The organism is Streptomyces sp. NPDC088725 (assembly GCF_044751305.1).
Lineage (GTDB): Bacteria > Actinomycetota > Actinomycetes > Streptomycetales > Streptomycetaceae > Streptomyces.
Genome location: NZ_JBIVLO010000008.1, coordinates 38,334 through 56,078 on the forward strand (window position 1 = coordinate 38,334; position 17,745 = coordinate 56,078).

Consider the following 17,745-nt stretch of genomic DNA (forward strand, 5'->3'; position numbering starts at 1 on the left):
TCAGTCCGTACGGGCAACCGCACGCGGGCACCGCGTACCGCGGCGCCGGCGAGGGCGCCGCGGTGCGTCACATCCGGGCGACGTTCCGCTCGTACACCAGGCGCAGGCCGATCAGGGTCAGCCAGGGCTCGTGCTCATCGATCACGGAGGCCTCGCCGAGGACCATCGGGGCGAGGCCGCCGGTCGCGATCACCGTCACCTCTTCCGGATCGTCGACCAGCTCGCGCGCCATGCGCCGCACCACACCGTCGACCTGGCCGGCGAAGCCGTACACGATGCCCGACTGCATGGCCTCGACGGTGTTCTTGCCGATCACGCTGCGCGGCCTGGCCAGTTCGATCTTGCGGAGCTGGGCGCCCTTGATGCCCAGCGCCTCCACGGAGATCTCGATGCCCGGCGCGATGACACCGCCCGCGTACTCGCCGCGCGCGCTGACCGCGTCGAACGTCGTCGCCGTACCGAAGTCCACGACGATCGCGGGACCGCCGTAGAGGTCGACGGCCGCCACCGCGTTGATGATGCGGTCGGCGCCGACCTCCTTGGGGTTGTCCATCAGGATCGGCACGCCCGTCTTGATGCCGGGCTCCACGAGGACGGCGGGCACGTCGCCGTAGTAGCGGCGGGTCACCTCGCGCAGCTCGTGCAGGACGGAGGGGACGGTCGAGCAGATCGCGATACCCGAGATGCCGTCGCCCAGTTCCTCGCCGAGCAGCGGGTGCATGCCCATCAAACCCTGGAGGAGTACGGCGAGTTCGTCCGCCGTGCGCCGGGCGTCGGTGGAGATGCGCCAGTGCTCGACGATCTCCTCGCCGTCGAACAGGCCAAGGACGGTATGGGTGTTGCCGACGTCGATCGTGAGCAGCATCAGCCCTCCGCCGCCTCTTCGCCGTCCTCAAGCGCTTCGCCGGCCTCGGAGACGTCGTCGGCCTCGCGGAGGTCGAGGCCGACGTCCAGGATCGGTGAGGAGTGCGTGAGCGCGCCGACCGCGAGGTAGTCGACGCCCGTCTCGGCGTAGGCGCGGGCGTTGGAGAGCGTGAGGCGGCCCGAGGACTCCAGGACCGCGCGGCCCGCGACGAGGGCGACGGCCTCCGCGGTCGCGGCCGGGGTGAAGTTGTCCAGCAGGATCAAGTCGGCGCCGGCGTCGAGGACTTCACGCACCTGGTCCAGGGTGTCGGCCTCCACCTCGATCGGTACGTCGGGGAACCGCGCGCGTACGGCCTTGAACGCCTCGGCGACACCGCCGGCCGCCACGACGTGGTTGTCCTTGACGAGCGCGGCGTCCGAGAGCGACATCCGGTGGTTGACACCGCCGCCGCAGCGCACCGCGTACTTCTCCAGCGCGCGCAGCCCCGGCGTGGTCTTGCGGGTGTCGCGGACCTTGGCCTTGGTGCCTTCGAGCAGGTCGGCCCAGGCGCGGGTGGCCGTCGCGATGCCGGAGAGACGGCACAGCAGATTGAGCGCGCTGCGCTCGGCCGTGAGCAGGTCACGGGTGAGGGCGGTGACGCTGAGCAGCTTCTGCCCGGCCTCGACGCGGTCGCCGTCCTCGACGTGCCGCTCCACGGCGAACTCGTCGGTGCAGACGACGGACAGGACGGCCTCCACGACGCGCAGTCCGGCGACCGTGCCGCCCTCGCGCGCGGTGAAGTCACCGGTGGCGACGGCGTCTTCGGGGACGGTCGCGGCTGTCGTCACGTCCACGCCGTGGTCGAGGTCCTCCTCGATGGCGACGTGCGCGATGTCCTCGACCTGGACGGGGTCGAGCCCGGCGTCGGCGAGGAGCTGCGCGAGCGCGGGGTCGAGCCCGCACTCGATCCCGTCGAGGTCGTACTCGTCCTCACCGCCGCAGCCACAGCCGTCACCGCAGCCCCCGGCGGCCGCCGTGGGGACACCGATCTGTATCAGCGGTACGTCCACGGGTACGGGACGCTGACTGTCTTCGGGCGTACTCACGGTTACGGCTCCCAGGGGGCGTCGGGGTCTACGGGCGGGAAGGCAGCCGTTCCGGTGCGCCGGAGGGCGAGGCTGCGGTCGGGCAGGAGGCGCACGACCAGGTGCCGGCGCCAGTCGGTGTCGTCGCGGTCGGGGTGGTCCTCGCGCCAGTGGGAGCCCCGGGTCTCCTCGCGCTCCAGGGCGGCGGCGACGAGCACACGCGCGACGCACAGCAGGTTCGACGTCTCCCAGGCGTCGACGCCGGGTGCGCCGGCCTTGCCGTGCCCGTCGGACTCGGCCCGGACGGCGTCGAGATGGACGGCCTCCAGCGCTTCGGCGGCGGTATGGAGGCTGCGGGCGGAGCGGAGCACGCCGGCGCCCTCGGACATGATGCGCTGGATACGGACGCGGGCGTCGTGCGCTGTCAGCGGGAGAGGGGCGGCGTCGGTGGCCGTGGCCGCCGCGTGCTCCCCGGCGTCGTGGTGGCGCGGCGCTTCCGGGGCGGTGCGCGGCCGGGCGGCCACGTCCTCCGCGATCCGTTCAGCGAAGACCAGGCCCTCCAGCAGGGAGTTCGACGCCAGCCGGTTCGCGCCGTGGACGCCCGTGCAGGCCACCTCACCGCACGCGTACAGGCCGGGTACCGTCGTACGGCCGCGCAGGTCCGTGCGCACGCCGCCCGAGGCGTAGTGGGCGGCAGGGGCCACCGGGATCGGTTCCGTCACGGGGTCGATGCCGTGGGCGCGGCAGGCCGCCAGGATGGTGGGGAAGCGGGTCTCCCACATCCGGGCGCCGAAGTGCCTGGCGTCCAGGAACATGTTCTCCGCGCCCTGTTCGCGCATCCGGCGCATGATCGCCTTGGCGACGATGTCACGCGGCGCCAGCTCAGCCAGTTCGTGCTGGTCGAGCATGAAGCGGACGCCGTCCGCGTCGACCAGATGCGCGCCCTCGCCCCGTACGGCCTCGGAGACCAGCGGCTGCTGGCCCTCCGAGCCCGCGCCGAGGAACAGCACGGTCGGATGGAACTGGACGAACTCCAGGTCGGAGACCTCGGCGCCCGCCCGCAGCGCGAGGGCCACGCCGTCGCCCGTGGAGACCGCCGGGTTGGTCGTCGCGGAGAAGACCTGGCCCATGCCGCCGGTCGCGAGGATCACGGCGGGCGCGAGGACCGCGCCGACGCCGTCGTGCTGGCCCTCGCCCATGACGTGGAGCGTGACGCCCGACGTACGGCCGTGCTCGTCCAGCAGCAGGTCGAGCGCCAGGGCGTTCTCGACCGTGTCGAGAGCGGCGGCGCGTACGGCCGTCACCAGCGCGCGGGAGACCTCGGCGCCGGTCGCGTCCCCGCCCGCGTGTGCGATACGGCGGCGGTGGTGGCCGCCCTCGCGGGTGAGCTGCAGGTCACCGGCCGGTGTGGTGTCGAAGTGCGCGCCCGTGGCGATCAGCCGGCGTACGGCGGCGGGGCCCTCGGTGACGAGCGTGCGTACCGCCTCCCCGTCGCACAGTCCGGCCCCCGCGACCAGCGTGTCGTCGAGGTGCTGCTCGGGGGTGTCGCCCTCGCCGAGCGCGGCGGCGATACCGCCCTGCGCCCAGCGGGTGGAGCCGTCGTCCAGGCGCGCCTTGGTGACGACCACCGTACGGAGACCGGCGGCGGTGCAGCGCAGGGCCGCGGTGAGACCGGCGACGCCCGAGCCGATCACGACGACGTCGGCCTCCACCGACCAGCCGGGCGCGGGGGCCCTCAGCCGGGTGCCGGCGGGAGGGCTCAGCCTTGTGCCGGTGAAGGGTTCGGGAGTGGCTCCCGGCGAGTCGGGGGCGAACCCTCGCGACCCGGGAGCGGACCCCTGCGGGTCGGGTGTGGATCCCCGCGGGTCGGGTGTGGATCCCCGCGAGGACGCGGAGGACGCAGCGGTCACTTGGGGGCTCCGAAGGTCAGGGAGATGTTGTCGATCAGCCGGGTCGTGCCGACTTTGCCCGCCACGGCGAGGATCGCCTCACCGGTGTGGCCGTCAGGGACCTCCGTGAAGTCGGCGGGGTCGACGAGCGCGAGGTAGTCGAGGACCAGCGGCGGCACGGACCGGCCGGCCTGGTCGAGGACCGCGCGCGCGGCGGCGCGTACGGCGTCGGCTCCACAGGGCCGCGCCTGCCCGGCCGCCTGGGCCACGGCATGCGCGTCGGCCGCGAGCCGCGACTCGCCGAGGGCGGTGAGCCCGGCGGCCCGCTCGGCGGGCGCGCGGCCCGACTCGTCGGCGCGGGCGCGCAGCGCGTGCTGGGCGCCGAGGCGGTCGCGGGCCGCGAACAGCGCGCGGGAGATCAGGAGCGCGGTACGGCGGTCGGCGGCGGAGAGGTAGCGGTTGCGGCTGGACAGCGCGAGGCCGTCGTCCTCGCGGACGGTGGGTACCCCGACGATCTCGACCGGGAAGTTCAGATCACGGACCATCCGGCGTATCAGCGCCAGTTGCTGCGCGTCCTTGCGGCCGAAGAAGGCCACATCGGGCCGGGTGAGGTGCAGCAGCTTGGCGACGACGGTGAGCATTCCGTCGAAATGTCCAGGCCGCGAGGCGCCTTCCAGCCGCTCGCCCATGGGCCCTGCGGTGATCCTGACCTGGGGCGCGCCGCCGGGGTAGACCTCGTCGGCGGACGGTGCGAAGACGGCGTCCGCGCCCGCCTCGCGCGCGGTCACGAGGTCGGCGTCGAGGGTGCGGGGGTAGCGGTCCAGGTCTTCGCCCGCGCCGAACTGAAGCGGGTTCACGAAGACGGTGACCACGACGAAACCGGCCGGTCCCACCTGCGCGCGGGCGGCCCGCACCAGGCCGGCGTGGCCGTCGTGGAGGGCGCCCATGGTCATGACGACGGCGATGCGGCCGCGCTCCGTGGGGGCGTCGCCGCGAGCCGCGCGCGGGGCGCCGTCCGGGGACCGGGCGCCGTCCGGGTGCGGGGCGCGGGCCGTGTGTGCGGCCAGGAGGCGGTCGAGATCGGCGCGGGTGGGCGCGAGTTCGAAGAGGCCGCGCACGGTTGCCGACGGGCTCGCGGGGGAACTCGCGGGAGCGCTCATCGGGCACCTCCGTCCTGCGCGTCACCACGGGCGTCACCGAGCCGGCCGCCGTCCGCCAGGACATCGAGCAGGTCTTCCGCCAGCTCCGGCTTGAGCAGGCCGTGGGCCAGCGCGCGGTCCGCGGTCGTACGGGCCATCGCGAGGTATCCGGCGACGGCGCCCGGCGCGTGCGCGCGCAGCTCGGCGACGTGCGCGGCGACCGTGCCCGCGTCACCACGCGCCACGGGTCCGGTGAGCGCGGCGTCGCCCGAGCGCAGGGCGTTGTCGAGGGCGGCGCCCAGCAGCGGGCCGAGCATCCGGTCGGGCGCCTCGACGCCGGCCGTACGCAGCAGGTCGAGCGACTGGGCCACCAGGGTCACCAGGTGGTTCGCGCCCAGCGCCAGGGCCGCGTGGTAGAGCGGACGGGCCTCCTCGGCGATCCACTCGGGCTCACCGCCCATCTCGATGACCAGCGCTTCGGCCGCCAGCCGCAGTTCCTCGGGCGCCGTGACCCCGAAGGAGCAGCCGGCCAGCCGCTGGATGTCCACGGAGGTGCCGGTGAAGGTCATGGCGGGGTGCAGGGCGAGCGGCAGGGCTCCGGCCCGCAGCGCGGGGTCGAGGACCTTCGTGCCGTAGCGCCCCGAGGTGTGGACGATGAGCTGTCCCGGCCGGACGGCTCCGGTCTCCGCGAGCCCTTCGACCAGCGCGGGCAGCGCGTCGTCGGGGACCGTCAGCAGCACCAGCTCGGCACGGGCCAGAACCTCGGCGGGGGTGACCAGCGGAACGTCGGGCAGCAGGACGCCCGCCCTCCGTACGGAGGCGTCGGAAACGCCGGACACGGCGACGGGTTGATGCCCGGCGAGCTGAAGGCACGCCGCCAGCGCCGGTCCCACCCGCCCCGCGCCGACGACGCCGACCGTGAGCCTGGCGGGGCGATCGCGGGGATCGAGAGGTTCGTTTCGTGCTGCTGAATTCACGCGGTGAGACCTTCCGTTCCAGTCCGCGAGGGGTACCGGACGATTTCTGGCCATGCTACGCCAGGGGTGCTGCCGGGCTCCTGGTTGTCCACATCCCCGGGGTTGTCCACAGCTACGCGAACCCTGTGGGTGGCCGGGCGGGGCCTGAGCGATGATCGCTGCATGCGAGAGACGAGTGAGCGGCCGGGCGACGGACCTGGCGAGGCATCCGGCGACGTGTCCGGCGAGGCGAGCGCGCCGGACGGGACCACGCGGGAAGCGGACGAGCAGCGGCGCACGCGGGCCGCCTGGCGCGGCTCCCTGCGGTCACTGGCACGGGGCAGGGAGGCGCCGATGAGTGAGCGGCTCGCCGCCCTCGCGGCGGACGCGGCCTCGGTCTGCGACCTGGACGAGGCGCCCGACACGTACGGTGACGGGGTCGTCGCCGGGCTGGAGCGGCGGGTGGCCGCGCTGCTCGGCTTCCCGGCGGCCGCGTACTTCCCGACGGGCACGATGGCGCAGCAGGTCGCGCTGCGCTGCTGGGCCGGCCGTACCGGTAATCCCACGGTGGCGCTGCACCCGCTCGCCCATCCCGAGGTCCATGAGCGCGGCGCGCTGTCGGCGCTCAGCGGGCTGCGTACCGTCCATCCGACCAGTGAGCCCCGGCTGCCGACCGCCGGGGAGATCCAGGACTTCGCCGAGCCCTTCGGCACGCTGATGCTGGAACTGCCGCTGCGGGACGCCGGGTTCGTACTGCCCACGTGGGACGAACTGGTCGCGGTGGTGCGCGCGGCGCGCGAGCGGGACGCGGTGGTGCATTTCGACGGCGCGCGCCTGTGGGAGTGCACCGAGCGCTTCGGACGCCCCCTGCCGGAGATCGCGGGGCTCGCCGACAGCGTGTACGTGTCGTTCTACAAGTCGCTCGGCGGGCATTCCGGCGCGCTGCTCGTGGGCTCGGAGGAGCTGATCGGGGAGGCGGTGACGTGGCGCCATCGGTACGGAGGACAGCTGTTCCAGCAGTACCCGGCCGCGCTGTCCGCGCTCGTCGGCCTGGATCGTGAGCTGCCGCGGCTGCCGTCGTACGTGACGCACGCGCGCGTGGTGGCCGAAGCGCTCGCCAAGGGGTTCGCGGCCTCAGCGCTGCCGTGGTTCCGCGTCCATCCGCAGCCACCGCACACGCACCAGTTCCAGGTGTGGCTTCCGTACTCCCCCGAGGTGCTGAACGAGGCGTCGGTCCGGCAGGCGGAGGAGACGAAGGTGACCCTGTTCCGCCGCTGGCGCCCGTCCGCCTCGGGACCGCCGGGCGTCTCACTGACGGAAGTGACCGTCGCGGACGAGGGGTTGGACTGGACGGCCGAGGACGTGCGGGAGGCGGTCGGCGAGTTCGTGCGCAGGGTGGTCGAGGAGGAGGGGCGGGCCACCTCCGGCTGAGCCGTGTCCGGCTGCGGCCGAGGGGCCGGGCGGCGGCCGGCCTGCGGTCCGCGCGCGCCGGGCGGGCCGTGTCGTCCGACACCGGCGCGTGCCGCCGCCGGTGTCGGACCGCCGCCGTCAGCGCGTCCCGCCGCCGCCCGCTCGTACCAGGCCCGTCTCGTACGCGAGGACCACCACCTGTACGCGGTCCCGCAGGCCCAGTTTGGTGAGGATGCGGCCCACGTGCGTCTTCACCGTGGCCTCCGAGAGCACGAGCAGCGCGGCGATCTCGCCGTTCGACAGGCCCTGCGCCACGAGCAGCATCACCTCGCGCTCGCGGCCCGTCAGCAGCTCCACCTCCTTGTGCTCCGGCTGTGCCGCGCTCGGCAGCAGGGGGCCGAAGCGGTCCAGGAGGCGCCGGGTGGTGGACGGCGCCACGACCGCGTCGCCGCTGTGCACGGAGCGGATCGCACTCAGCAGTTCGCTCGGCGGTACGTCCTTCAGCATGAAGCCGCTGGCCCCGGCCTTCAGCCCGGTGAAGGCGTACTCGTCCAGGTCGAAGGTGGTGAGGATGAGGACCTTCGGGGCGCCGGGCTCCGCGCAGATGCGGCGCGTCGCCTCGACACCGTCGAGGCGGGGCATGCGTACGTCCATCAGGACGACGTCCGCCGCGGTGGAACGCAGCACCGCGATCGCCTCGGCGCCGTCTCCCGCCTCCGCGACGACCTCCATGTCGGGCTGTGCGGCGAGCACCATGCGGAAGCCGGTTCTGAGCAGCACCTGGTCGTCCACGAGCATGACCCGGATCGGCATCTGGTAGTTCCTCCTGTTGAGGTGGTGACGCTAGGGCGTCGCCTTGAGCGGGAGCAGCGCGCTGATGCGGAAGCCGCCGCCCGAGCGCGGGCCGGCGTCCAGTGTGCCGCCGACCATCCCGACCCGCTCCCGCATGCCGATCAGGCCGTGGCCGTGCCCGTCCGCGCCGCCGTCCTCGTACATCTCGCGGGTGGCGCCCCTGCCGTCGTCCTCGACGAGCAGCCCGAGCCCGTCGTCGAAATAGACCAGGCGCACGCTGGCGACGACGTCGGGGCCGCCGTGCTTGCGGCTGTTGGTGAGCGCTTCCTGCACGATCCGGTACGCGGTCAGCTCCAGGCCGCTGGGCAGGGGCCGGGGAGTGCCCTCGATCTTGAAGTCCACGGCGGTGCCCGTGAGCCGTACCTGTTCGACCAGGTCCTCGATCTGCCGGACGTCGGGCTGCGGTACGTACTCGCCGCTCTCCCGCACGTCGCCCGTCCGCAGCACGCCGAGCAGTCGCCGCATCTCGGCGAGTGCCTGGCGGCCTGTGCCAGAAATGGTCTCCAGGGCCTGTTTCGCCTGTTCGGGCGCCGCGTCCAGGACGTAAGCGGCGCCGTCGGCCTGCACGACCATCACCGAGACGTTGTGCGCGACGACGTCATGCAGCTCGCGGGCGATCCTGGCGCGCTCCGCCGCGACCGCGACCTTGGCCTGGGCCTCGCGCTCCTTCTCCAGCCGGGTGGCGCGCTCCTCCAACTGGTCGAAGTAGGCGCGCCTGGTCCGCATGGAATCGCCGAGCACCCAGGCGAGGACGAACGGCACGCTCAGCACAGCGGTGAAGAAGATCCGGGCGGCGACGCTCCCGTTCTCGGCCGGCCAGCGCAGCTGCGCGATCGGGGCCGAGAACAGGCCGCCGATCAGCGCGAGCATGGAGGCCCAGCGCGGGGTGCCCTGGGCGGCGACGGTGTAGATGACCACCAGCATCGCGAAGTCCGACGGATTGACGTCGATGTTCAGCACGAGCTGGGCGACGCCCAGCGCGATGACCAGCAGCAGCATCCTGTCCGGCGCGCGCCGGCGCAACGCGACGGCCAGGCCGAACAGCAGCGCGATCAGCACCGTTGCCAGGCGCGGAGCCGTGCCCGTGTACGCCTCTGCCGCCCACGGCGACGAAGCCCCGAAGAGGACGACGGCCCAGAAGCTGTCGACGCCCATGGGGTGTCTGCGGAGGAACTCGTAGAGGCGTTGCACGTAGCCCAGCGTAGGGAGGCGAAAAAGGCCGAAGGGTCAACCCGAGGGTCGATCCGGTCGGCGGGAACGTACTCCCCAAGGTGGAGACTTGGCTCCGTGACGGATGAGACGTGTAAGGCGGACATGCTGCGGGCAGGGGGCTCCGGCGCTGCCGCGCCGCGCTGGCGTACGGCTGCGGAAGCCGCGCTGTACGGGCCCGGGGGCTTCTATGTGCGGCCCGGAGGCGCCGGTCCCGCCGGGCACTTCCGTACCTCCGTGCACGCCTCGCCGCTCTTCGCGGCCGCTGTCGCCCGGCTGCTCGCCTCGACGGCGCGGGCGCTGGACACGGACGAGGTGGCCTTCGTCGACATGGGCGCGGGACGTGGTGAGCTGGTGACCGGCGTGCTGGCGGCGGTCCCCGCCGGGCTGCGGGTGCTCCCGTACGCCGTCGAGCGCGCTCCGCGCCCTCCGGGTCTCGATCCGCGCGTCGCATGGCTCGCCGAGCCGCCGTCCGGAGTCCGCGGACTCCTCTTCGCGAACGAGTGGCTGGACAACGTTCCCGTTGACGTGGCGGAGACCGGTCAGGACGGCGTCGTACGGTACGTGCTCGTCCGGGCCGACGGTACGGAGGAGCAGGGCCCGCCCGTCGCGGGCGAGGACGCCGCATGGCTCGAACGCTGGTGGCCCTCGGCGGGCCCCGGCACCCGCGCGGAGATCGGCAGGCCGCGCGACGAAGCGTGGGCCGCGGCGGTCGCCACGCTGGACCGGGGGCTCGCGGTCGCCGCCGACTACGCGCATGTACGGGACGCCAGGCCGCCGTTCGGCACGCTGACCGGCTTCCGGGAAGGCCGGGAGGTGCGTCCGGTGCCGGACGGCAGCTGCGACCTCACGGCCCATGTGGCGCTGGACGCCTGCGCCCTGCCCGGGGCGGAACTGACCACCCAGCGCGAGGCGCTGCACCGGCTGGGCGTGAACGGGGACCGCCCGCCGCTGTCGCTCGCCGCGACCGATCCCGCCGGGTACGTACGGGCGCTGTCGGGCGCCGGTGAGGCGGCGGAGCTGACGGCACGGGGCGGACTCGGGGACTTCGGCTGGCTGGCGCAGCCCGTGGGTATCGCGCCGGACGGCATCGGCATCGCGCCGAACGCCGCCGGCCATGGCGGGGAAGGCCATCACGGGGAAAGCCGTGACACGGAAGGCCGTGACACCGCGCCGAGCGGCCCCGCGGCCCTCTGAGAGACTGTCGCCCATGACGGAGACCACCGAGAGCACCGGGACCACCCGTACGACGGTCGGCATCGGCGGCGCGGCGGAGAGCACCGACATGGTGCTCAACATCGGGCCCCAGCACCCCTCCACGCATGGTGTGCTCCGGCTCCGCCTCGTCCTGGACGGCGAGGTGATCCAGCACGCCGAGCCGGTCATCGGTTATATGCACCGGGGCGCGGAGAAGCTGTTCGAAGCGCGCGACTACCGGCAGATCGTGATGCTCGCCAACCGCCACGACTGGCTGTCGGCGTTCTCCAACGAGCTGGGTGTCGTGATGGCCGTCGAGCGGATGCTCGGCATGGAGGTGCCGGCCCGCGCCGTCTGGACGAGGACGCTGCTCGCCGAGCTGAACCGGGTGCTCAACCACCTCATGTTCCTCGGCTCCTATCCGCTCGAACTCGGCGGGATCACCCCGGTGTTCCACGCCTTCCGGGAGCGCGAGCAGATCCAGAACGTGATGGAGGAGATCTCCGGCGGCCGGATGCACTTCATGTTCAACCGGGTCGGCGGTCTGAAGGAGGACCTGCCCGCCGGGTGGCTCGGCCGGGTCAGGCACGCGGTCTCCGAGGTCCGTTCGCGGATGGACGTGTACGACGGTCTCGTCCTCGGCAACGAGATCTTCCGCGCCCGCACGCGCGGGGTCGGCGTGCTGTCGCGGGAGGCGGTCCACGCGTACGGGGTCTCGGGGCCGATCGCCCGCGCGTCCGGCGTGGACTTCGACCTGCGCCGCGACGAGCCGTACCTCGCGTACGGCGAACTCCAGGACACCCTGAACGTCGTCACGCGTGAGGACGGCGACTGTCTGGCACGGTTCGAATGCCTGCTGGAGCAGACCCACAACGCACTGGCGCTGGCGGACGCGTGCCTGGACCGGATCGCGGAGCTGGCGCCCGGGCCGATCAACCAGCGGCTGCCGAAGGTACTGAAGGCGCCCGAGGGTCACACGTACGCCTGGACCGAGAACCCTCTCGGCGTCAACGGTTACTACCTGGTGTCGAAGGGCGAGAAGACGCCGTACCGGCTGAAGCTGCGCTCGGCGTCCTTCAACAACATCCAGGCGCTGACCGAACTGCTGCCGGGGACTCAGGTCGCTGACATGGTCGCGATCCTGGGCTCGCTGTTCTTCGTCGTCGGTGACATCGACAAGTAGCCGCGCGGCGGAGTCGCCGCGCGGCGGCGTGAGAGCGCCGGGGTGTCGAGGCGGAGGCCGTTGAGACGGCTCCGGCAGGGGAACGGCTCCTCGGCGCGAATCCGGCGGGTACCGACGCGGTGGTCGCTTCGGTGGTCCGCAGGGTCGAGCGGGCCAGAGGGGCGCTGAAGCCCGGCTGCTCACCCCTGCTGCCCGAGAGCGCCGTGGTCGGCGAACCGGACTCCACATCAGCCTGACACAACCTCAATGGCCGAGAAGCATCGCCCAGGGCAATTCATTGTCCGAAATCATTCTTGCAATTCGACGTCAGCAATAAAAGCCGACGCTCACCTCTCGCGCCATTTCAGGCGTGAATGAAAGTTCGACATTCGACCGAACATTCACCCTCCGGATAAACCCATTGACGGGCAAGCGTTGGGCAAATAGACTTGTTGCGCTCAGTGATCATGCCGATGCACACAGCAGTCCCAGGGGGAGACTCGAATGTATGCAAAGCGTCATCTCGCGGCCGCCGCAGGAATTTCTTCTGCGCTGATCATCATCCTGGCGCCCACCGCCTATGCGAACTGGCAGAGCAGCATCAACAGCGCCGCGACCGGCTTCGAGTCGCGTCGCTGGGACGACGAAAGCTACACGGAGGTCCGCTTCAAGGGCTGCACGCAGGAGTACGCCTCCGGCAAGTGGACAAAGGTCGCGGTCTGGGAGGACAACTTCGCCTCCCCCGACAACAATCACGGAACCAAGACCTTCACCGCCTGCTTCAAGGGGAAGGACTCCGTAAGCGCCGGTGAATGGACCGGGCTCCCCAGCGACAATTACTACTTCCGCTTGCAGGACACTGACGGCGGTCTGCTGAACGTCCGTGTGGTGGCACAGGACACCACACAGGCCGATTGACAGCACCCGATCGAGTGAAGCGGAGGGGTGCGTTCCTATTCGATCGCACCCCTTTTCGATGTCACCGCCTGGAGAGATGCTTGTGCGTGTAAGAACGGGCCTGCGTGTCAGCAGCGCGAAATGGGCGGCTCCTGTCGCTGTAGCCCTGTCACTTCTCTACTACTACGGCAGCGGAGTCGGGAGTCAATCGTTCGGCTACTCGCCGAGCATCGTTTCATCCGCTCTGGGCACCCTGTATGCGGCCGCGTACGCACTCACAGCCGCCCTGGCCGTATGGGAAAGCGGTCGGCTCAAGGCCGCGGGCGTCTGGGCCATGGCTCCCGTCCGTTCCCGTTACCGGGTGGCGTGGAACGGCGTCGCCCCCGTGGTGTTCTGCGGATGGATCCTGCTGCTTCTGCCCGTCGCCATCGCGCTCGGCAGTGCGCGCGCCGTCCCGACACCGGCGAGTACGGCGCCCCTGGCCATGGCCATGATTCTCTGCGTGGCGCACGCGGTGGTCGGCTTCGCCGTCGGGCTCCTTGTGCCACGTACGGTCGCCGCCCCCGTCGTGGCGGCTGTGATCTGGGTCCTCGTCGCCTTCTCCTGGTCCACTGACGCCTTCTGGGTCCGGCACGTCTCCGGTCAGTACCCCACGTCTCTCATGTTCGGCGAACTGGCCACCTACGGCTCCTTCGTTCCTCATCTGCTGTTCGCCGGGGGGATCGCGGCCGGGATCGCTCTGCTGTGGGTACCGCTGCGGCCCAAGGTGGTCCGCGCCGCGCTGGCCCTCGCGGTGATGGTCGGCTGTCCCGCCCTGGCTTACCAGGAGGTGAAGTCCTGGGGACCGAACCCGCCTGTCCTGCTCGGGCAGGCGCCCATGAATTGCGCCGGCGAGTCGCCGAAGGTGTGTCTGCCGCAAGCCAGCCCGGCCCGTGCCACGGCTGTCCGGAAGGAAGCGGCCTCAGTCCTGGACGATCTGCGGTCCGCCGGATTCCCGGGCAGCCCCAGGGTGATCATCGATCGTTTGGGCGATGGCCGTTACCCCCCGCCCTCGTCGCAGGACACCTGGCGGGTCGGTCTCACCGACGCGGTACGCAGAGGAGATCTGCGATATGAGCTCACCAGGGCCTCGGTTCAGTTCCCTTGCCTGCGGGTGGATCCGTTTCGCGGAAACTCGGTGATGCTGTGGGCGGCGACGGTGACGGGCGAAGAGGCCACCTACAACGCGCACATGAAGATGAGGGACGAACCGTTCCGGAGAGAGGCCGAGGTGCGCGGCGCGGTGCGTCGGATTCTGGCCGCCGGGCCTGCCGAGCAAGGGGACTGGTACCGCCGGAACATCGCCGCCGGATGCCGGCAGAGCTCATGATGTGGTGGTTCAAGGCGCGTAGGGCTCATCCGGTCCTGACGGCCGCCTTCGGGGCATTCGTCCTGCTCCTGATGGTGTTTCAGGACAATTCCGTGGTTCTTCCCTCGTTGACCGGAGGGGCTACCCAGGTGGTCCTCACGCTCTTCATCCCGATTCCGCTGGTGGCCGCTCTGGCGATGTGCCTGGACTCCCGATTGTTCTCCGCCGAGAGTACGGGCGTACGTGCCGTCACATACCTGGATGGCGGACTCGTGGTGGGTGTCGCCGGATCGGCGGTACTGACGAGCGCGCTCATCGGCGCGATCCTCGGTGACCCGGCCATCATGGCGGCAGGGCGCAACGTCGTTTTTCTGACCGGCCTGATGCTGATCGCACGCGTCTTGCTCGGGCAGCCCGGCACGCTCCTGCCGATGGCATGGGTACTGGTGGTCTGTCTCTGCGGCTTCCGCCCCGGCAACGATGCCTATCCCTGGACCATCATCCCTGAACCGCTCGGCGCGCCGCACGCCGCGGCCGCCGCCGCGCTGATGTTCGGCGCCGGACTCGCAGTTCAGATCCGCATCGCAAGGAACTCCCGATGACTCTCGAACTGTTCTCCTGCTCCTACTCCTACGGGCGGCGCAAGAAGGCCGTATTGGGCGACTTCAGCTACCGGCTCCCGCCCGGCCTCACGATCCTGCTGGGCCCGAACGGCGCCGGCAAGTCGACCCTCCTCAAACTCGCGGCGTCGGTCGTGCGCCCCGACAGCGGAAGGATCTCCTTCGGCGACGTCCCCAGCACGTCGAAGTCCTTCCGCAGGGCCGTCGCCTGGATGCCGCAGGACATCGTCCCGATGCCGGGGCTGACCGCACGCGAGTACGTCGCCTACGTCGGCTGGCTGAAGGGTATGAGCCGCGCCGACGCCTGGCGCAAGGCACGTCGCGCACTGGCCCAGGTGGAATTGACCGACAAGAGCGACAGCAATACGACCAACCTGTCGGGCGGCCAGTTACGCCGTGTCGGAGTGGCCGCCGCCCTGGTGCACGACGCCCGGGTCCTGCTGCTCGACGAGCCGACCGCCGGGATGGACCCCCACCAGCGCCGCGTGTTCCGGGACCTCATCCACCAGCTCATGGGGGAGGTGAGCGTACTCATGTCGACCCATGACGTCGCCGACTTGGCCGAGGAAGCCGATCACGTCACCGTTCTCACCGAAGGCCGCATACTGCACTCGGGGACCACGGACACCTTCCTCGCCCATGCGCCGGAAGGCACAGCCGCCGGCCGGGTGGCGGAAGGCGCCTACACGGCGCTGCTCGCACGGCAGGAGTGAGAGGGGCCGTCCCGCCGGACGGCCGTCATCCGTGGTCAGCCCCCGCGCCCCTGCCGCCCACCACGCGACCTCGGCACCCGGCACGGCACCCGCCCGCTCTCTCCGCCGGGCGTCTTCACGGATCCGGGTCGTCGAACGCGGTCGGGCCCCGGCGGAGTCCACCGCCGGGGTACAGGGAACATGCGTCCGCGTCCCTCCCGCGGAGCAGCGCTACGACCCGATCGCGCTGCGCAGGCCGGGCGTTCCCGCCGGCTCCGTCTCGTCGTGCGCGGTCAGGTCGATGACCTGACCGGCCTCGCGGCCCTCGGTCGCGCGCTGCGCCGCGAGCGCTTCCTCGCCGACGACGTCCGCGAGGTCTTCGCGCTCGGCGCGGGCCAGTTCGGCGGCCGGCGCGGGTTCGTCGTCCTGGTCGGCGGCCGGACGGTCGGCGGCCCTCGGCGCCTGCTGGCCCGCCTGCTGGCCCGTCTGCTGGCCGGACCGTCCGGCCTGCGGACCCGACTGGGTACCGAAGAAGTCGAAGCCGGTGCCGGGCCGGCGCGTCTGGCGGCCCTGCGCGGCGTACGGCACGATCGCGGACGCGGCCTGAACCCGGGTGGCAGGGAGCGAGGACGACGGGCGGTTGTGCTGGGCTCCCCCGGCGGACACCGCGTGCCTGCCCTTCGGCTCCTCGGCCTCCACGGAACGCTCGTTGAGGTCGCGTTCGCGCGCCGCCTCCACGGTCCTGCGCACCTGCTGGATCGCGAAGTTGCGCATCAGGTCGTCCAGGGCGCGCGCCGCGAGCAGGTACGCGGAGTCCGTCGGCGTACGGCGCCCCGCCGTGCCGGAGGACGCTTCGATGGCGAGCCGGCGGCGGCCTTCCAGCGCGCTCGCCCGCTCGGTCTCCGCGGTGGCGTAACGGCGCAGCAGCGCCGCGTGCTCACCGCGCAGTCCGGCCAATTCGACGCGCTTGGCGCGCAGTTTGGCCTCCAGCTTGGCGCGCAATTCGCGGGATTCCTCGGCCTCGGCCTCCAGCTCCGCCACCCGCTCCTCGGTCCGCCACTGGTCGCTTTCCCGACCGCGTGTCAGATCGGCGACGCGGTGGCCCGCGTCCCGGTCCCAGCGGCGCATGAAGAAGGCGCCGGTGACCGCCACGGCCGCGGTGGCGAGCACCAGCGAGCGCAGCGGCGCAGGATCGGCGAAGAGCCAGGCTCCCGCGGCGCAGACAACCGCGCCTCCGGCGACCGCCATCGGGGGCAGCAGTTTGTGGAGGGGCGGGGAATGACGGTGGCGTCCACGGGGCATAGCGCGAAATTTACCGCGCGAAGAGTCGGAATGGGGGGCCGGAACAACAATCTTTCCCGGCCCGTTGCCGATTCCCCTGCCATTCCGCGACATAACTCCGTGCCGACCACCGGCGCTTACGCCACCGCCACCCGCCCGGCCACTCCCGCTTGCCTACTTGATCAGGCCCTTGGACTTCAGGTACTCCTTCGCCGCGTCGGCCGGCTTGGCGCGCTCGGCGTCCACCTTGAGGTTGAGCGCCGCGAGATCGTCCGTCGTCAGTGTCTCGCCGAGCTTGCCGAGGGCATCGGCTATGTCCTGCGAACCGGCGTCCTTGGCATTGACGACCGGCAGCAGGTTGTCCGCGTTCTGCAGCTTCTTGTCGTCATCGAGAACGACGAGGCCGAAGCTGTCGAGCGTGCCGTCGGTGGTGGTCGACAGAACCAGCTGATCCACGCCGTCCTTCACCGCCTGCTTGGCCTGCGGGGTACCGACGCCCTTGGGGTCGATGCCCGTCACGTCGATGCCGTACGTCTTCTTCAGACCGGGCGCGCAGAACGGCCGTACGGTGCATTCGTCGCCCGCGGCGAGCTTCACCTTGAGCTTCGACTTGCCCAGGTCGGAAAGGGACTTGAGGCCGTTCTTCCGGGCGAATGCCTTGGTGACCGCGAAGGCATTCTGGTCGACCGCCTTGCCGGCCGGAAGCACCTTGAGTCCGCGCGGCTCCGCGAGCTTCTTCAGCTCGGTGACCGTGGCGTCGACGTCACTGCTCGCGAGCGGCTTCTTGAGCGCCGCGTCGGCGCCGTTCACCTTGGCGTTGAGGAATTCCGTGATCGTGGCCGCGTATTCGGGAACGACGTCGATCTCGCCCTTTTCCAGGGAGGGTTCGTACAGTTCGCGGTTCTCCACCGTGGTCACCGACGTGATGTATCCGGCTTCGCTCAGAACCTGGGAATACAGCTCGGCGAGCACCTTGGACTCGGTGAAGGCCGCGGCGCCCACGACGAGCGCGCCCTTCTTGCCGGAGCCCGCGGACGAGCCGGCGGCCGCGTCGGAGCCGCCCTTGTCCTTCTCCAGGCTGTCTCCGCCGCACGCGGCGAGCGAGCCGCCCAGAGCCACCACGCCGAGTACCACACCCGCGATGCGCGAGGTCCTGCTCATAAC

The 17,745-nt window shown here is 71.5% G+C and carries 16 protein-coding genes; 7 read left to right on the forward strand and 9 right to left on the reverse strand.

Annotated elements, in window-relative coordinates; translation table 11 throughout:
- Positions 1-67: 67 nt before the first annotated feature.
- From ACIP6N_RS20855 to ACIP6N_RS20875, 5 genes are all read right to left on the reverse strand, one after another.
- Positions 68-865, reverse strand: coding sequence for a type III pantothenate kinase (locus ACIP6N_RS20855; RefSeq protein ID WP_401817457.1), 798 nt, complete (start codon positions 863-865; stop codon positions 68-70).
- Positions 865-1,950 carry a carboxylating nicotinate-nucleotide diphosphorylase gene (gene nadC / locus ACIP6N_RS20860; RefSeq protein WP_401817458.1) on the reverse strand — a complete coding sequence of 362 codons (1,086 nt, stop codon included), beginning with the start codon at positions 1,948-1,950 and terminating at the stop codon, positions 865-867. The genes ACIP6N_RS20855 and nadC overlap by 1 nt, the downstream gene beginning before the upstream one ends.
- 2 nt (positions 1,951-1,952) lie before the next feature.
- Positions 1,953-3,668, reverse strand: coding sequence for an L-aspartate oxidase (locus ACIP6N_RS20865; protein WP_401817872.1), 1,716 nt, complete (start codon positions 3,666-3,668; stop codon positions 1,953-1,955).
- Positions 3,669-3,835: 167 nt separating this feature from the next.
- Positions 3,836-4,978, reverse strand: coding sequence for a pantoate--beta-alanine ligase (panC, locus tag ACIP6N_RS20870; RefSeq protein ID WP_401817460.1), 1,143 nt, complete (start codon positions 4,976-4,978; stop codon positions 3,836-3,838).
- On the reverse strand, positions 4,975-5,988 hold the full coding sequence (locus ACIP6N_RS20875; RefSeq protein WP_401817462.1) for a Rossmann-like and DUF2520 domain-containing protein: 1,014 nt from the start codon (positions 5,986-5,988) through the stop codon (positions 4,975-4,977). Before ACIP6N_RS20875 ends, panC begins: the two co-directional genes overlap by 4 nt.
- A 108-nt stretch (positions 5,989-6,096) precedes the next feature.
- Here ACIP6N_RS20875 and ACIP6N_RS20880 point away from each other — a divergent pair, with 108 nt between their 5' ends.
- On the forward strand, positions 6,097-7,344 hold the full coding sequence (locus ACIP6N_RS20880) for a threonine aldolase family protein (RefSeq protein ID WP_401817463.1): 1,248 nt from the start codon (positions 6,097-6,099) through the stop codon (positions 7,342-7,344).
- 117 nt (positions 7,345-7,461) lie between these two features.
- On the opposite strand, the gene ACIP6N_RS20885 is transcribed toward ACIP6N_RS20880, so the two are convergent.
- The gene (locus ACIP6N_RS20885) at positions 7,462-8,136 is read right to left on the reverse strand and encodes a response regulator (RefSeq protein WP_401817464.1); all 675 of its coding nucleotides are present in this window, start codon (positions 8,134-8,136) and stop codon (positions 7,462-7,464) included.
- Positions 8,137-8,166: 30 nt separating this feature from the next.
- Entirely contained in the window at positions 8,167-9,366 is a 1,200-nt protein-coding gene (locus ACIP6N_RS20890; protein WP_401817465.1) for a histidine kinase, read from the reverse strand.
- 123 nt (positions 9,367-9,489) lie between these two features.
- Here ACIP6N_RS20890 and ACIP6N_RS20895 point away from each other — a divergent pair, with 123 nt between their 5' ends.
- From ACIP6N_RS20895 to ACIP6N_RS20920, 6 genes are all read left to right on the forward strand, one after another.
- The gene (locus ACIP6N_RS20895; RefSeq protein WP_401817875.1) at positions 9,490-10,581 is read left to right on the forward strand and encodes an SAM-dependent methyltransferase; all 1,092 of its coding nucleotides are present in this window, start codon (positions 9,490-9,492) and stop codon (positions 10,579-10,581) included.
- 13 nt (positions 10,582-10,594) lie between these two features.
- Complete coding sequence (locus ACIP6N_RS20900; protein ID WP_401817467.1) at positions 10,595-11,764, forward strand: NADH-quinone oxidoreductase subunit D; 1,170 nt, start codon at positions 10,595-10,597, stop codon at positions 11,762-11,764.
- 483 nt (positions 11,765-12,247) lie between these two features.
- A complete protein-coding gene (locus ACIP6N_RS20905) occupies positions 12,248-12,661 on the forward strand; it encodes a hypothetical protein (RefSeq protein ID WP_401817469.1) in 414 nt (137 codons plus the stop codon).
- A gap of 82 nt (positions 12,662-12,743) precedes the next feature.
- Positions 12,744-14,009: a hypothetical protein gene (locus tag ACIP6N_RS20910; RefSeq protein WP_401817470.1), complete on the forward strand. Its 1,266-nt coding sequence runs from the start codon at positions 12,744-12,746 to the stop codon at positions 14,007-14,009.
- Positions 13,991-14,590 (forward strand): hypothetical protein, encoded by a 600-nt coding sequence (locus ACIP6N_RS20915; protein ID WP_401817472.1) that lies wholly within the window; start codon positions 13,991-13,993, stop codon positions 14,588-14,590. The genes ACIP6N_RS20910 and ACIP6N_RS20915 overlap by 19 nt, the downstream gene beginning before the upstream one ends.
- Positions 14,587-15,321, forward strand: coding sequence for an ABC transporter ATP-binding protein (locus ACIP6N_RS20920; protein ID WP_401817474.1), 735 nt, complete (start codon positions 14,587-14,589; stop codon positions 15,319-15,321). The genes ACIP6N_RS20915 and ACIP6N_RS20920 overlap by 4 nt, the downstream gene beginning before the upstream one ends.
- 210 nt (positions 15,322-15,531) lie before the next feature.
- Here the strand turns inward: ACIP6N_RS20920 and ACIP6N_RS20925 are convergent, their stop codons facing one another.
- Together ACIP6N_RS20925 and ACIP6N_RS20930 are read right to left on the reverse strand one after the other, a co-directional pair.
- Positions 15,532-16,602, reverse strand: coding sequence for a hypothetical protein (locus ACIP6N_RS20925; protein WP_401817476.1), 1,071 nt, complete (start codon positions 16,600-16,602; stop codon positions 15,532-15,534).
- Positions 16,603-16,755: 153 nt separating this feature from the next.
- Positions 16,756-17,742: an ABC transporter substrate-binding protein gene (locus tag ACIP6N_RS20930; protein WP_401817478.1), complete on the reverse strand. Its 987-nt coding sequence runs from the start codon at positions 17,740-17,742 to the stop codon at positions 16,756-16,758.
- Positions 17,743-17,745: the final 3 nt, after the last annotated feature.

Excerpts from the sequence above, each read along its gene's own strand:
- ACIP6N_RS20855 (WP_401817457.1), bottom strand. The coding sequence starts at position 865 with ATGCTGCTCACGATCGACGTCGGCAACACCCATACCGTCCTTGGCCTG.
- panC (WP_401817460.1), bottom strand. The coding sequence starts at position 4,978 with ATGAGCGCTCCCGCGAGTTCCCCCGCGAGCCCGTCGGCAACCGTGCGC.
- ACIP6N_RS20875 (WP_401817462.1), bottom strand. The coding sequence starts at position 5,988 with ATGGCCAGAAATCGTCCGGTACCCCTCGCGGACTGGAACGGAAGGTCT.
- ACIP6N_RS20880 (WP_401817463.1), top strand. The coding sequence starts at position 6,097 with ATGCGAGAGACGAGTGAGCGGCCGGGCGACGGACCTGGCGAGGCATCC.
- ACIP6N_RS20885 (WP_401817464.1), bottom strand. The coding sequence starts at position 8,136 with ATGCCGATCCGGGTCATGCTCGTGGACGACCAGGTGCTGCTCAGAACC.
- ACIP6N_RS20895 (WP_401817875.1), top strand. The coding sequence starts at position 9,490 with ATGCTGCGGGCAGGGGGCTCCGGCGCTGCCGCGCCGCGCTGGCGTACG.
- ACIP6N_RS20900 (WP_401817467.1), top strand. The coding sequence starts at position 10,595 with ATGACGGAGACCACCGAGAGCACCGGGACCACCCGTACGACGGTCGGC.
- ACIP6N_RS20905 (WP_401817469.1), top strand. The coding sequence starts at position 12,248 with ATGTATGCAAAGCGTCATCTCGCGGCCGCCGCAGGAATTTCTTCTGCG.
- ACIP6N_RS20915 (WP_401817472.1), top strand. The coding sequence starts at position 13,991 with ATGCCGGCAGAGCTCATGATGTGGTGGTTCAAGGCGCGTAGGGCTCAT.
- ACIP6N_RS20920 (WP_401817474.1), top strand. The coding sequence starts at position 14,587 with ATGACTCTCGAACTGTTCTCCTGCTCCTACTCCTACGGGCGGCGCAAG.
- ACIP6N_RS20925 (WP_401817476.1), bottom strand. The coding sequence starts at position 16,602 with ATGCCCCGTGGACGCCACCGTCATTCCCCGCCCCTCCACAAACTGCTG.
- ACIP6N_RS20930 (WP_401817478.1), bottom strand. The coding sequence starts at position 17,742 with ATGAGCAGGACCTCGCGCATCGCGGGTGTGGTACTCGGCGTGGTGGCT.